This window comes from Streptomyces indicus (assembly GCF_900100315.1).
In the GTDB taxonomy this organism is placed as follows: Bacteria; Actinomycetota; Actinomycetes; order Streptomycetales; family Streptomycetaceae; genus Streptomyces; species Streptomyces indicus.
Genome location: NZ_FNFF01000001.1, coordinates 33,575 through 46,174 on the forward strand (window position 1 = coordinate 33,575; position 12,600 = coordinate 46,174).

The 12,600-nt window shown below is 71.6% G+C and carries 13 protein-coding genes; 5 read left to right on the plus strand and 8 right to left on the minus strand.

Annotated features, from left to right (window positions below; translation table 11 throughout):
- Nucleotides 1–85: 85 nt before the first annotated feature.
- Nucleotides 86–403, minus strand: a complete 318-nt coding sequence (locus BLT97_RS00170) for a hypothetical protein (RefSeq protein ID WP_093606562.1) — start codon at nt 401–403, stop codon at nt 86–88.
- A gap of 256 nt (nt 404–659) precedes the next feature.
- Between BLT97_RS00170 and BLT97_RS00175 the strand changes: the two genes are divergently transcribed.
- Nucleotides 660–1,223: a type 1 glutamine amidotransferase domain-containing protein gene (locus tag BLT97_RS00175; protein ID WP_093606563.1), complete on the plus strand. Its 564-nt coding sequence runs from the start codon at nt 660–662 to the stop codon at nt 1,221–1,223.
- Between the two features lie 2 nt (nt 1,224–1,225).
- Here BLT97_RS00175 and ligD read toward each other — a convergent pair whose 3' ends face one another.
- Nucleotides 1,226–2,149 (minus strand): non-homologous end-joining DNA ligase, encoded by a 924-nt coding sequence (gene ligD, locus BLT97_RS00180; RefSeq protein WP_093606564.1) that lies wholly within the window; start codon nt 2,147–2,149, stop codon nt 1,226–1,228.
- 218 nt (nt 2,150–2,367) lie between these two features.
- Between ligD and BLT97_RS00185 the strand changes: the two genes are divergently transcribed.
- Nucleotides 2,368–2,625 (plus strand): DUF5133 domain-containing protein, encoded by a 258-nt coding sequence (locus BLT97_RS00185; protein ID WP_093606565.1) that lies wholly within the window; start codon nt 2,368–2,370, stop codon nt 2,623–2,625.
- Between the two features lie 64 nt (nt 2,626–2,689).
- Here the strand turns inward: BLT97_RS00185 and BLT97_RS00190 are convergent, their stop codons facing one another.
- From BLT97_RS00190 to BLT97_RS00210, 5 genes are all read right to left on the minus strand, one after another.
- Nucleotides 2,690–3,916 carry a phospholipase D-like domain-containing protein gene (locus BLT97_RS00190; RefSeq protein ID WP_093606566.1) on the minus strand — a complete coding sequence of 409 codons (1,227 nt, stop codon included), beginning with the start codon at nt 3,914–3,916 and terminating at the stop codon, nt 2,690–2,692.
- A gap of 146 nt (nt 3,917–4,062) precedes the next feature.
- Entirely contained in the window at nt 4,063–4,527 is a 465-nt protein-coding gene (locus BLT97_RS00195) for a peroxiredoxin (RefSeq protein ID WP_093606567.1), read from the minus strand.
- Entirely contained in the window at nt 4,524–4,904 is a 381-nt protein-coding gene (locus tag BLT97_RS00200; RefSeq protein WP_093606568.1) for a DoxX family protein, read from the minus strand. Before BLT97_RS00200 ends, BLT97_RS00195 begins: the two co-directional genes overlap by 4 nt.
- 139 nt (nt 4,905–5,043) lie before the next feature.
- Nucleotides 5,044–6,195: a hypothetical protein gene (locus BLT97_RS00205; RefSeq protein WP_093606569.1), complete on the minus strand. Its 1,152-nt coding sequence runs from the start codon at nt 6,193–6,195 to the stop codon at nt 5,044–5,046.
- A gap of 237 nt (nt 6,196–6,432) precedes the next feature.
- Nucleotides 6,433–9,867, minus strand: coding sequence for an indolepyruvate ferredoxin oxidoreductase family protein (locus tag BLT97_RS00210; RefSeq protein WP_093606570.1), 3,435 nt, complete (start codon nt 9,865–9,867; stop codon nt 6,433–6,435).
- A 253-nt stretch (nt 9,868–10,120) separates the two neighbouring features.
- Between BLT97_RS00210 and BLT97_RS00215 the strand changes: the two genes are divergently transcribed.
- The 3 genes from BLT97_RS00215 (at nt 10,121) to BLT97_RS00225 (ending at nt 12,018) form a co-directional block, all read left to right on the plus strand.
- Complete coding sequence (locus tag BLT97_RS00215; protein ID WP_093606571.1) at nt 10,121–10,567, plus strand: Lrp/AsnC family transcriptional regulator; 447 nt, start codon at nt 10,121–10,123, stop codon at nt 10,565–10,567.
- 155 nt (nt 10,568–10,722) lie between these two features.
- Nucleotides 10,723–11,502, plus strand: a complete 780-nt coding sequence (locus BLT97_RS00220; RefSeq protein ID WP_176953580.1) for a GntR family transcriptional regulator — start codon at nt 10,723–10,725, stop codon at nt 11,500–11,502.
- 126 nt (nt 11,503–11,628) lie between these two features.
- Nucleotides 11,629–12,018, plus strand: coding sequence for an STAS domain-containing protein (locus tag BLT97_RS00225; protein ID WP_093606573.1), 390 nt, complete (start codon nt 11,629–11,631; stop codon nt 12,016–12,018).
- 14 nt (nt 12,019–12,032) lie between these two features.
- On the opposite strand, the gene BLT97_RS00230 is transcribed toward BLT97_RS00225, so the two are convergent.
- Nucleotides 12,033–12,569, minus strand: coding sequence for a MarR family winged helix-turn-helix transcriptional regulator (locus BLT97_RS00230; protein WP_093606574.1), 537 nt, complete (start codon nt 12,567–12,569; stop codon nt 12,033–12,035).
- Nucleotides 12,570–12,600: the final 31 nt, after the last annotated feature.

Consider the following 12,600-nt stretch of genomic DNA (forward strand, 5'->3'; position numbering starts at 1 on the left):
CGCTGTTCACGGGGAGGCGTGCTCCGCTGTTCACGGGGAGGCGTGCTCCGCTGTTCACGGGGAGGCGTGCTCAAACGCGGCGTCCTTACTGGTCCGCCGCACCGTCGGCACCGCCGTCGTGGACGCCCGGTGTACCCGCGGCGCCACCGTCGGCCGGTCCCTCCGCGCCGCCGTCGGCTCCCCCGTCGTGGACACCCGGCGTGCCTGCGGCACCACCGTCGGCCGGGCCTTCCGCCCCGCCGTCGGCGCCGCCGTCGTGGACGCCCGGAGTCCCTGCGGCGCCACCGTCCGCGGGCCCCTCCGCTCCGCCGTCGGCTCCCCCGTCATGGACGCCTGGCGTGCCCGCGGCACCGCCGTCGGCGGGGCCTTCGGTCCCCATCGGGTCCTGCTCGGGGTTCGTCATGTCTCCTCCTGGAAGTCGACGGTCGGGAAGGGACGGGAGCGTCGAGTACCCGTGCGCCCCCGTTTCATCACCTTCCTCACCAAACTCACCCACTCGGCTCCGGGCAGCAACCGGAGCACCGTGGCTTCGGCGGCCTTCCCCTCGCGCTTCCGGGCAAGATTTTTGCCCCGTATTCGGCGATTAACGGCCGTATTGCCGGTTACTGGGTCCGTACGGCCGGCAAACGGCCCGACACCGACGAACAGGAGGCAGAACCATGGCTGCGGAAGCTCTCGGCGACCGGCGCGTCCTGGTCATCACGACCAATTACGGCGTCGAACAGGACGAGCTCGTGGCACCGGTCGAGCACCTGCGCGACAAGGGCGTACGGGTGGACATCGCGGCAACCGAGAAGGACAGCATCGTCACGCTGGTCGGCGACCGCGACCCCGGCAAGCACGTGCCCGCGACGCACGCCCTGGCCGATGTCCGCGCCGACGACTACGACCTGCTCCTGATCCCCGGCGGCACCATCAACGCGGACACCCTGCGCCTCCAGGACGCGGCCCTCGACGCGCTGAAGGCCTTCGTCTCCTCCGGACGCCCGGTGGCCGCGATCTGCCACGGTCCGTGGGTGGCTGTCGAGGCGGATGTCGTACGGGGCAAGACGCTCACCTCGTACCCGTCCACGGCCACGGACGTGCGCAACGCCGGAGGCACGTGGGTGGACAAGGAGGTGCAGGTCTGCGAGGCGAACGGCTGGAGGCTGATCACCTCGCGCAAGCCCGACGACCTGCCCGCGTTCCTCGACGCGGTCGACGAGGCGCTCCAGACCGGCTGACGTCAGGTCTTGAGGCCCCGCAGCGCCGCGCGAGCCGGTTCGAGCGAGCGTCCCTGGCGGGCCAGATCGCCCCAGGGCTCGGTGCGGGCCTGGTCGAGGGCGTCGGCGATGGTCCAGCGCCGCGCCGTGAGCCCGGGGTCGTCGAGCTGGTCCCAGGCGATCGGCGTGGCCACGGGGGCGCCGGGCTTGGCGCGCACCGTGTAGGGCGTGACGGCTGTCTGTGCGTAGGCGTTGCGCTGCACGTCGAGGTACAGGCGGTCACCCCGGTCCGCCTTGCGCGGGGCGGTGGTGAGTTGGTCGGGGTGGGCGGTGGCGAGGGCGTCGGCGGCCTCCTTGGCGAAGTCGTGCACCTCGTCGAAGGTGTGGCTGCCTTTGAGGACGGCCACGACGTGCAGGCCGCGCGAACCTGTGGTCATCGCCCCGGACGCGAGCCCGATCCGTTCAAGGAGTTCGTGGACCTGACGGGCCGCCGTGCGGACCGCCTCGAAGTCGCCCTCGCCGGAGGGGTCGAGGTCGAACACCACCCGGTCCGGGCAGCGGAAATCCGGGACCCTGGACTGCCAGCGGTGCAGCGTGACGGCCGCCTGGTCGACCAGGTAGATCAGCGTCGCCGTGTCGTCGCACACCGGGTGCACGACGCTGCCGCCCTCCTTGGGCACCTCGACCCGCTGGATCCAGTCGGGGAAGTGCTTGGAGACGTTCTTCTGCATGATGCGGGAGCCGTCGAGGCCGTCGGGAAGGCGTTCGAGCATCAGCGGTCGACCGCGCAGGTGCGGCAGCATGAACGGCGCGATCTCCCGGTGGTACGCGACGAGATCGCCTTTGGTGACCGGCTCACCGGTGTCCCCCGCGGGCAGCAGGGTCTTGTCCTGGCGGTGCAGCGTCAGCGTGTGTCGGCCGACCCTGAGGGACTGCGTCTCCGGCATCGGAGAGCACCTCCAACGTTCCGATCGCTAATCTCGTCGTGCGCAGCGCGCAGCCCGGGTACCCATGGCGATCGCCTGCGACACGCGGCCATCACGCTCCCGCCCGACGCAGCGGTCGGCGGGCCCGGGTGAGTGATGCATGTCCCTGCGAAAGCTGGGAATCCGGAGTTTCGCTCGATCCGCCGTCGACCGAACATCAAGAGGAACGGGGGCTGCCCATGCTGATGCCCGACCCGGGATTCGTCAGATCGCTGCTGAGCCGTTATGCGGAGTTGCAGATGCGCTGCTCGGAGCGGCCGGACCTGAAGTTGCGGTGGCAACTCGACGACGTGACCTACACGTTGTGCGTGGCCACCGGCACCCGGGACATCCGCGAGGCGCTCGCGGTGGCCGACCGCGTCCTGGAGCGCTCGGCGCAGGGCACCGCGGCGGGCGACCGTTCCGGGGGTCCGGCCGCCGACGCGGCCACCCCCTGAGGACGCCCGAGGTTCACCGGTCCTTCCCCCGGCAGGTGCCGGGCAGCGCGCGGCGGTCTGTCGTTCACAGGAAACGCCGGATGGGCAGCATCGCGGCCTCCGCTGCGCGCTGAAGGACCGGCCGCCGTCGCCAGCGGCCGTCCTCGATCAGGACGCTGGACTCCAGATCGCGCGCGAAGTCGGCGTCCAGCTCGGCCGTGAACGCGCTGTCGAGCACGGCGAGCATGATCTCTTCGTCGTGGTCGAGCGAGCGCCGGTTGAAGTTGGTCGAGCCGATCAAGGCGGCGGTCCGGTCGACGGTGACGACCTTCGCGTGCATCATCGTCGGCTGGTACTGGTGGATGCGGACACCACAGGCGAGCAACTCCTCGTAGTGGTGCTGGCCCGAAAGGCGGCACACCCCCTTGTCGGTGTACGGGCCCGGCAGCAGGATCTCCACCTCGACCCCGCGGCGGGCGGTCGCACAGAGCAGGTCGACGAAGTACTGGTCCGGTGCGAAGTAGGCCGTGGCCAGGCGGACGCGCTCCTCGGCGGATTCCAGCACCACTCGGAGCAGGGTCTGCATGTCCTGCCAGCCGAAGCCGGCCGAGCCGCGGACCACCTGGACGACCGCGTCTCCCTGCGCCTCGTGGTGGATGAACCGGTCGTGTCCGTCGAAGAGTTCGTCGTGGCACTCGGCCCACGTCTGCGCGAAGGCCGCCGCGATGCCGTCGACGGCCGGGCCACGTACGGCGACGTGCGTGTCACGCCACTCGCGCTCGTTGCGGGCGTCGCCGCACCACTCCTCGGCGATCCCCACTCCCCCGGTGAAGGCCACCGTCTCGTCGATCACCAGCACCTTCCGGTGGCAGCGGTGGTTCTGCTTGAGCGGCGACAGGTACAAGGGCCTGCGGAACCAGGCGACGTGCACGCCGGCCCGGTCCATCTCCTCCAGCAGGTGCTTCTCGATGAGCCGGCTGCCGAACCCGTCCAGGAGCAGCCGCACGCGAAGACCCGCCCGAGCCCGCTCGGAGAGCGCCTGCGCGAACTGCCGGGCGATGTCGCCCTTCCAGTACACGAACGTCATCATGTCGACGGTGTGCTCGGCGCCCCGGATCCGCTCCAGCATCGCGGGGAAGATCTCGTCGCCGTTGCGCAGCGGGACGAGCGCGTTCCCCTCGGTCGCGGCGATACCGAGCAGGCGCTCCAGGCGTCGCCGTATACGTGCGGCCCGCTCCTCGAACAGCGCGGGATCGATCCGGCTGTCGCGCAGACCGGCAGCGTTCTCACCGGTGTCGTGGACCGTCGACATGTCCCCACCTGGTCCTGGTCCGAGCCCCTGCCGCCCCGGCCGTACGGGTCGGGGTTCGCAGCGGACCCGTGCGGCCGTTCCCGCACGTACCCCGTCCCCGTACGGGCATTCGAAACCCGCCCGGTGCGCGGGGTGGGTGCTGTCCGTCAGGCGCGCGCCCGCAGCGCCGCCAGGGCGCGGTCGGCGTGCACGCCCATGCGGATCTCGCTGCGGACGACCTCGAGCACGGTGCGGTCGACGTCGATGACGAAGGTGACGCGCTTGGTCGGCAGGACCGAGAAGCCGCGCGCGACACCGAGCTTCGTCCGTACCTTCCCGTCGGGGTCGGACAGCAGGGGCATCCCGAGCGAGTGCCGCTCGGCGAACTCCTGCTGGCGTTCCACCGGGTCCGAGCTGACGCCCACCGGCCGGGCGCCGACCGCCGCGAACTCGGCGGCCAGATCACGGAAATGGCAGGCCTCGGCGGTGCAGCCCGGGGTGAGCGCGGCGGGGTAGAAGAACAGCACCACGGGCCCGTCCGCGAGCAGCTCGCCCAGCGTGCGGGGCGTGCCCGTCTCGTCGTCGAGGGTGAAGTCCTCGATCTTGTCGCCGACTTCGACGCGCGTGCTCATGAGCGGCCCTCCGGGTTCTTCGCCACGTGGAGCGCCCAGCGGATCAGCGGGACCTGCGCCGGGAGGCGCAGCAGCGCGGCTGTTTTCAGTGCTGTGGATCGGTGCTGCCAGTCGACGGCCATCTGCACGTTCGCCGGCAGGACCGCGACGAAGAACCCCGCCGTGGCCAGGGCAGCCGTGCGGCGGGTGCGCGGTGCGAGGAGACCGGCCGCGAGGGCGAGTTCGACCGCGGCGCTGCCGTAGGTCCAGGTGCGCGGCGAGCCGGGAAGGGCCCGCGGCACGATCGCGTCGAACTGCCGTGGGGCGACGCCGTGCGCCACCGCCGCCCCCGCGAGCAACCCGGCCAGGTACAGCGGGGATCGTGATGACCGTGCCATGCCCCTCCTCCGACGATCCCGTCACCTTACTGGAAGGTAAGTTCAGCGGGCGAGAGGGAGATCGACGGGATCGACGTCACGTGCGACGCGATCGATGTCACTTGCGACGCGATCGCTGTCACTTGCGGCGCGATCGACGTCACTTGCCCGGTCCGCGAAGCCGGCCGAACGCCTTGGTGAGGGCGCTGAAGGGCGAAGCGTCAGGCTTGGCGGGCAGGAGCGAGGGGGCGAGGGGCTGCCCGTCGCCGTCGGTCGCCTCGGCCAGGGCCGCCTTGAGCGCTTCGGTGGCCTCGCGGTAACGGTCACGCGACTGCGTCATGGCCTCCAGCGCCTCGGCGTAGTGATGGACCATCCGCCGGGCGTGAGCGAGCTCCTCGTCGGGGGTGTACAGGTGCCGGCCCCGGCGCAGACGGGTCAGCGCGGCTTCGCCTTCCGGGGCCATGGGGCGCGGCAGACCGGCGAGCTCGACGATCCTGGCGATGAGGTCGGCCGGCGCGGAGCCGTCCAGGAACACCGTGTGGAGCGTGAAGCGCTCGCCGTCGTACGCGTCACCGGGCTCACCGGCCGGCAGCACCACGGCGCCGCCGCGCGGCAGGTGCACACCCCGCTCCTTGCGCAGGGCGAAGTCGGCTATCTGCGCCTGCTGGGGTGTGGCGCGGTGCTCGATCACCTGGTGGCGCAGGCTCGGCGGCAGGAACGACAGGAGCGGCTCGCGACCGCGTACGTCCGGGGTCATCGCCTCGTGCACCACGAGATGGAGGCACCAGCTCCGTCTCGCGCACTCCCTGAGCCGCTCGCGCAGCTCGTCGTCGTCCTCCGGCAGGTAATTGGTGGTGCCGAGGCGCAGGCCCGGCACCATGTCGTGGTCCCAGTCCACGTGGGTGCCGTCCGGCCAGAACATCGTGGCGGGCGAAGGCCAGTCCGTATCCCAGCGCCCTTCCGCCTCCGCCGCCAGGATCCAGGTGACGGCGCCCTGCTGGTGCCGGCGCCCCTCTTCGTCGTACGTGGTCAGCTGGGCCCGCACCGCGACACCGTCCGCCACCCGCCAGCGCGCCTCGAACACGCGCCGGGCGGAGGAGCCGGGATCGGCGGCGGAGTCCCGCGGATACAGCACGGTGGAACGCGCCGCCTCCTCGGGCTCGAGCTCGACGAAGTCCTCCAGGACTCCGGCGGCCTTGAGCGCGATCAAGTTGCGCCGGGCGTCCAGCTCGGGATCCGGGCCAAGATGACGGCCGCGCGCCAGCCATGCCGTATCGGGGACGAAGGTCGGGGAAGTCGTCTGCTTGGCCATGAAGTCGATCTCTGCGGGGGCAGGGGCTCGCTCCAGTATGAGCGGGGCCGGGCGGAGACCGAGAGGTGGGTGGTGATCTCCGGGCGCGGGGCGGTCGGGTACGGTGCCGCCTTCCCGGGGCCTCGGCCCGCCACCAGGCCGGATCAGTCGGCCACGGACCGAACCGGCCACCGGCCTCTGCACCGGCACCGGCACCGGCACCGGCACCGGCACCGAAGGAGAACCCCCACCACCGGTTCACCGCGCCAGAGCATCCAGTGCCGCGCGGGCCCCCTCGCGGTACTCCGCCACCCGCGCCATCTTGATGTGCTCGTATCCGCGGATGGTCTGCGGCAGCTCGGCCAGCCGCAGGACCTCCTCGGCGTTGTCCGCCGTCAGCCGGTCCAGGGCCTCGCGGATCAGCCGCTGGTACTCCGTGACGAGCGCCCTTTCGGTGCGCCGCACCTCGGTGTGCGCGAAGGGGTCGAGCGGGGTGCCGCGCAGGCGGCGGCCCGCTCGCAGCAGCCGGAAGGCCGGGTCGGCGGTGCGCTTCAGCCGGAGCTTGCGGTCGATGCCGAGGGCGCGGAGCACCGGCGGGTGCAGCAGCACCGACACCCGGGCTTCAGGTCCGAACTCGGCGCGGATACGGTCCTGTTCGGAGGGGTCGAGGTGCAGGCGGGCCACTTCGTACTCGTCCTTGTACGCCATCAGCTGGTGCAGGGACACCGCGAACGCCCGGGCGATGCGCCGTCCGGACCGCTCCCCCGCGCGTGCGGTCGCGAGGGCGGTGACGGCCTCGACCGCGTGGCGGTAGCGGCGGGCGTAGGCGCTGTTCTGATACGCGGTGAGGTCCTCGGTCCGTACGGCGACGGTCTCCTCCAGCGTGCTGCTCACGGAAGGTGCGGTGGGCTGCGCGGGGGCGGTGGCCCGGCGTACCGCCTCGGGGTCGTGCACGGCCGCGCGGCCCCAGCGGAAGGCGGCCAGGTTCTTGGCCACGGAGGCGCCGTTGAGTTCGACCGCGCGTTCCACGGCCTGTGCGCTGACCGGCAGGCAGCCGTGCTGGTAGGCGGCGCCGAGCAGCAGCATGTTGGCCGGCATGTGGTCGCCGAGGAGCTGCTCGGCCAGGCCTTGGGCGTCCAGCGCCCACGGTGTTTCCCCGCCGGTCGCGGAGGCGATCCGTACGAGCGCGTCCTGCGGGCTGCCGGGGACGGCCACCTGCCGGGTGATCATGGCGGCGGTGGGGACGACCGCCGTGTTGACGACGGCGAGGGTCCGCTCGGGCCGGCACACCGCCAGGGTTGCCTCGGCGGCCGCGCCGAGCAGGTCGAAGCCGAGCAGGACGTCGATGCCGCCGCCGGAGGCCCGTACGGATCCCGTGACCGGGTCCTTGCCGATGCGGACGTCACTGACGACGGGCCCGCCCTTCTGCGCCAGGCCGGTCTGGTCGAGTCCGGCCGCGTGCAGTCCGTCCAGATGCGCGGCCATCTGAAGGATCTGGGAGACGGTGACGACGCCGGTGCCGCCGATGCCGGGCATGCGCACCACCGTCTCGCGTCCGCCGAAGCGGTCGGGGGGTTCCGGCAGGCCGCCGGGGGGCTCGGGGATGTCCCGGGCGGAGGACGGCGCGGCCGCGGGGCCGGGCTCCACGAGCAGGAAGGAGGGGCAGTCGCCCTTGAGGCAGCTCAGGTCGGAGTTGCAGGAGGGCTGGTGGATCCGGGTCTTGCTGCCGAACTCGGTCGTGACGGGCTGCACGGACAGGCACGTCGACTGCTCGGCGCAGTCGCCGCACCCTTCGCAGACCCGTTCGTTGACGACCACTTTGGCGGCCGGTGCGGGCAGCAGTCCGCGCTTGCGCATCCGGCGTTCCTCGGCGGCGCAGCGGTCGTCATGGATCAGCACCGTCACGCCATCGACCGCAGCCAAGTCGGCCTCCACCGCGGCGAGTTCGTCGCGGTGGCGCACGCTCGCGCACGGATCGAGCCGCACCCCGCGGTAGCTCTTCGGCTCGTCCGTGGTGATCACGATGCGCCGTACGCCTTCGAGCGCGAGGAGCCGGGTGAGCGCGGGCAGGGAGAGGGCGCCTTCGACGTCCTGTCCGCCGGTCATCGCGACGGCCTGGTTGTACAGGAGCTTGTACGTCATCGTCACGCCGGCCGCGACGGCGGCGCGCACCGCGAGGGAGCCGGAGTGGTGGAAGGTGCCGTCACCGAGGTTCTGCACGAAGTGCCGGTCGTCGGTGAACGGGGCGAGGCCGAACCACTGCGCCCCCTCGCCGCCCATCTGCGTCAGGCCGACGAGGTTACCGCGCGCGCCGCTGTCGTCCAGGGCGACCATGGCGTGGCAGCCGATGCCCACGCCGACGAGGGTGTCCTGGGCCGTGCGGGTGGAGCGGTTGTGCGGACAGCCGGAACAGAAGAACGGGGTGCGGTCGGCGACCACCGGCAGCAGACGGGGCGCGGACGGCCGCGGCTTCGTCGCCGCGGTGGCCGCGGGACGCGGCAGGTGCTCGGCTCCGACGAGTGCGGTGAGCGCTCGGGCGACGTCCTGCGCCTTGAGCGTGCCGCGCACCGGCAGCAGGGTGCGCCCCTGCGCGTCGCGGCGCCCGAGAACCTGCGGGGCTCCGGCCCGTCCGTACAGGGCTTGTTTGACGTGTCCTTCGAGGAAGTCGGTCTTGTCCTCCACGACCAGGACGCGGTCGAGTCCTTCGGTGAGTTCGGCGATGTGCGCGGCGTCGAGCGGGTAGGGCATGCCGAGCGCGATGAGCCGCAGGCCGAGCCGTTCCGTCTCCGCCTCGTCGAGGCCGAGATCGCTCAGGGCGCGCCGTACGACGGGAAAGGAGGTGCCCGCGGCGATGACGCCGAGCCGTGCGTGCCGGGCGGAGGAGACGATCCGGTTGATGCCGTGCTCGCGGGCGTAGGCACGGGCGATGGCCAGCCGACGGGTCAGCAGGTCCTCCTCGGCGTCCAGTGCGGCGGGGCCGACGAGCACAGGTGCCGCCCCCAGGGGCCTGCGCTGCGGTACGGGGATGTCGCGGTGCAGCTCGGCGAGATCGACGGTGGCCGAGGAGTCCGCGACGTCGGCGATGATCCTGAGGCCGGTCCACAGTCCCCCGGCCCTGGACAGGGCGACGGCGTGCAGCCCGTACTCGACCACCTCGCGCACCGTGCCGGGCGCGAACAGCGGCAGGGCGAGGCTCTGGCACATGGCCTCGCAACTGCTGGGCAGCGTGGAGGACTTGCAGTCCGGGTCGTCGCCGATCCAGGCGACGGCGCCGCCCAGCGGCTCGGTGCCCGCGGTGGTGGCGTGCCGGATGGCGTCGGCGGCACGGTCCAGACCCGGGTTCTTGCCGTACCAGAACCCGGTGACCCCCTCGTGCCGTCCGCCCGGCAGCCGCCCGAGATGCTGTGTGCCGCCCACCGCGGTGGCCGCAAGCTCCTCGTTCAGTCCGGCCCGGAAGACCACTCCCTCCTCGTCGAGATACCGGGAGGCCCGGCCCATCTCCAGGTCCACGCCGCCCAGCGGCGAGCCCTGGTAGCCGGAGACGAACACCCGGGTGTCCAGGCCCCGTCGGCGGTCCAAGCGGCGCTGTTCGAGCGTGAGGCGCACCAGGGCCTGCACCCCGGACATCAAGGCGCGGCCTTCGGAGGCCGTGTACTTGTCGTCGAGCGACGGGGTGCGGCCGAGAACACTCACGGATTCCTCCACGGCGAGGGAAGGGCGGGGAGCGCGGACACTCCCAGCACACAACTCGCCCGCGTGGCACGCAAGACCTGGCCGTACTGTCGCGGGCAAGACGCAAACAACCCGTGGAAATCACGGCTGTTGCTTGATTTCATTGCGCGGAAGAGGAAGGCCCGCAGGGTTGCGGCAGCCCCGCGCGACCACCTCCCTGCCCTGATCGGGACGCGCGAGAACGAGAAGCCGGGACGCGAGACGGAGGCCGCTGATGGCGAGTCACGAACTGGACGACACCGACCACCAGTTGCTGCGCCTCCTCCAGGCCGACGGCCGACGCACCTTCTCGGAGATGGCCCCCGAGGTCGGCCTCTCCGTGGCCGCGGTCAAGCGCCGCGTCGACCGCATGCGCGAGTCGGGGGTCATCAAGGGCTTCACGGTGCAGGTCGACCACGCGAAACTCGGCCGGGGCATCGAGGCGTTCACCGAACTGCGCTTCGCCGGGACGACCAGCGTCGGGGACATCCTGGCGAGCGCCTCGCGGGCCCCCGAGGTCCAGGCGGTGTTCACCATCGCGGGCGACCTGGACGCCCTCGTGCACATGCGGGTGCGGGACATCGCGCATCTGCAGGAGGTCATCGACCGGTTGCGCGGTTCCGGCAAGGTCATCGGCACGAGGACGCTGATGGTGCTCGGCTCGTGGACCCGGGACGACTGAACACACGATGCCACCCGCTCCCAATCCCCCGCCACTGCCGCGCACTTGGACCGGATCGCGACGGACTGTGCTCCGACGGCTCCACACCGTTGCATCATTGGTGTAGACCATTCTATGTTCGTGCCGTCCGCTTTCCGCAGTCGTGGAGGTGCCCGTTGACGCCCGATCCCGCACCGACCTACCGCCGTATCGCCGATGACCTGGCAGCGGAGATCACCTCCGGCCGCCTCCCGGACAGCAGCCGGCTGCCGCCGGAGCGTGAACTCTCCGAGCACTTCGGCGTGGCACGCCAGACCATCCGCGCGGCCCTCGAACTCCTGCGCAGCCAGGGCTTCGTGACCACCGGCCGCCGGGGCACCTACGTCAGCGCGGACCGGCCGCAGGCCCCGGCCGCGCCGCGCGAAGCGGACGACACCGCCCTGTCGCCCTTCCTGCCCGCGCAGGAACACACCCTCGTACGCGGCACCTTGTTCACCGCCACCGTGGATCCCTCGCTGGCCGCCGCGCTCGGAACCGCGCCGGGCACCTCCGTTCTGCAGTACCGGCACAGCACCACCTCACCCCTGGGCGCCGACGCGAGCCAGACCCGGAGTGCCATCACCTACTTCACACCCGCGGCGGTGCGGAAGATCCCGGAGCTCCACCGGTACCTGCGTCGCGTGCCCGTCGGCAATCCGGATCTGAGCGCCCTGCCCCTGTGGTTCAGGCGCCAGGGCATCCAGCCGGTCCTGCGCGAGTCCGTGACCGTCAGGCGGCCCGCACCGGGGAACAGAACCGCACCCACCGGCCTCAGCGTCCGCCGCTGGTGCCACACCCAGCACCAACTCCTGCTGGCGCTCACGGACTTCACCGTCCCCGTGGCCTGGAGCGAGATCACACTCGAGTACACCGCTCCCGCCCACAGCGCGCATCGCTACGCGACCCCGACGCGATGAAGCCGGAAACCAACGCTTCGATTGAGGACGTCTTCCGAGGTCATCCACGCACCTGCGGCGGGTACACCTGACCGGAAGAGTGGTGCTCCGCTTCCTGCACAGGCGTTTCCGTGCAACTATCACCCCATGACAACTTTTGCCGGGTGGAAAGGCAGGCGTGCTGCCGCCACTTGGCGCATCGAGGCAGGCACCGCGGTGGTCACGCTCCACGGCGAACTCGACATCGACGCCGTACCGGCGGTACGGGACACGCTCAGAACGGCCGCGGCGGCCGCACCCGATCTCGTCCTCGATCTGTCGCAGGTGGGATTCGCCGACTCCAGCGTCCTCAACCTGGTGTTATGGGCGCGTATCACGCTCGGCCCGCGTCTTGCCGGACCGCTGCCCGCGCAACTGGCCCGCCTGTTCGACATCGCCGGCACCGATGTCGTCCGCTCGTCCTTCCCCGACGTGACGGCCGCCCTCGCGGCAGGCCGTTCGCAGGTCCCTGACGCACAGCCCCTGCCGGACGGCTGAGACAGACCCGGCGCTCAGGCCGAATGCTCCGCGTCCGCGTCCGAAGCCCCGTCCGCGGGCGGGTGCGCGGCGTCGCGGAAGGCCGCAAGGCCGAGCCCCATGGCCTCCAACGCGGCGGGATGCATGGCGGCCAGCGTCCGCTGCAGGTTCTCCTCGCGTCGCGCCCGCAGATCCCGCAGGTAGCCGCTGCCGCGCTTGGACAGGCTCAGACACACCTCGCGACGGCTCGACCGACTCGGCACCCGCTCGAGATAGCCGAGCGCATGCAGCCGGTCGCACAGCCGACTGACCGACGAGGGCGCGGCGCCCAGCTCATCGCTCAGGGTGCGCAGGTTGATGCCCTCGTCACGGTCCAAGATGTACATCACCCGCAGTTGGGAGCTGGACACCGGCGCCGTGGGGGCGGCGTCACGGCCCGCCTCCCACAACACCTCAAGGAGTTCGATGACTTCTCGTGCCGCACGGGCGACGTGCGGGCCCGCGGCGGGTGTTCCGGCTGCGGTGCCGTCGTCCGTGACACCGTGCAGCAGCCTTCCTTGACGCTGTTGCATGAAACCCACCTCCCTCGCTTCGTCATCGTCA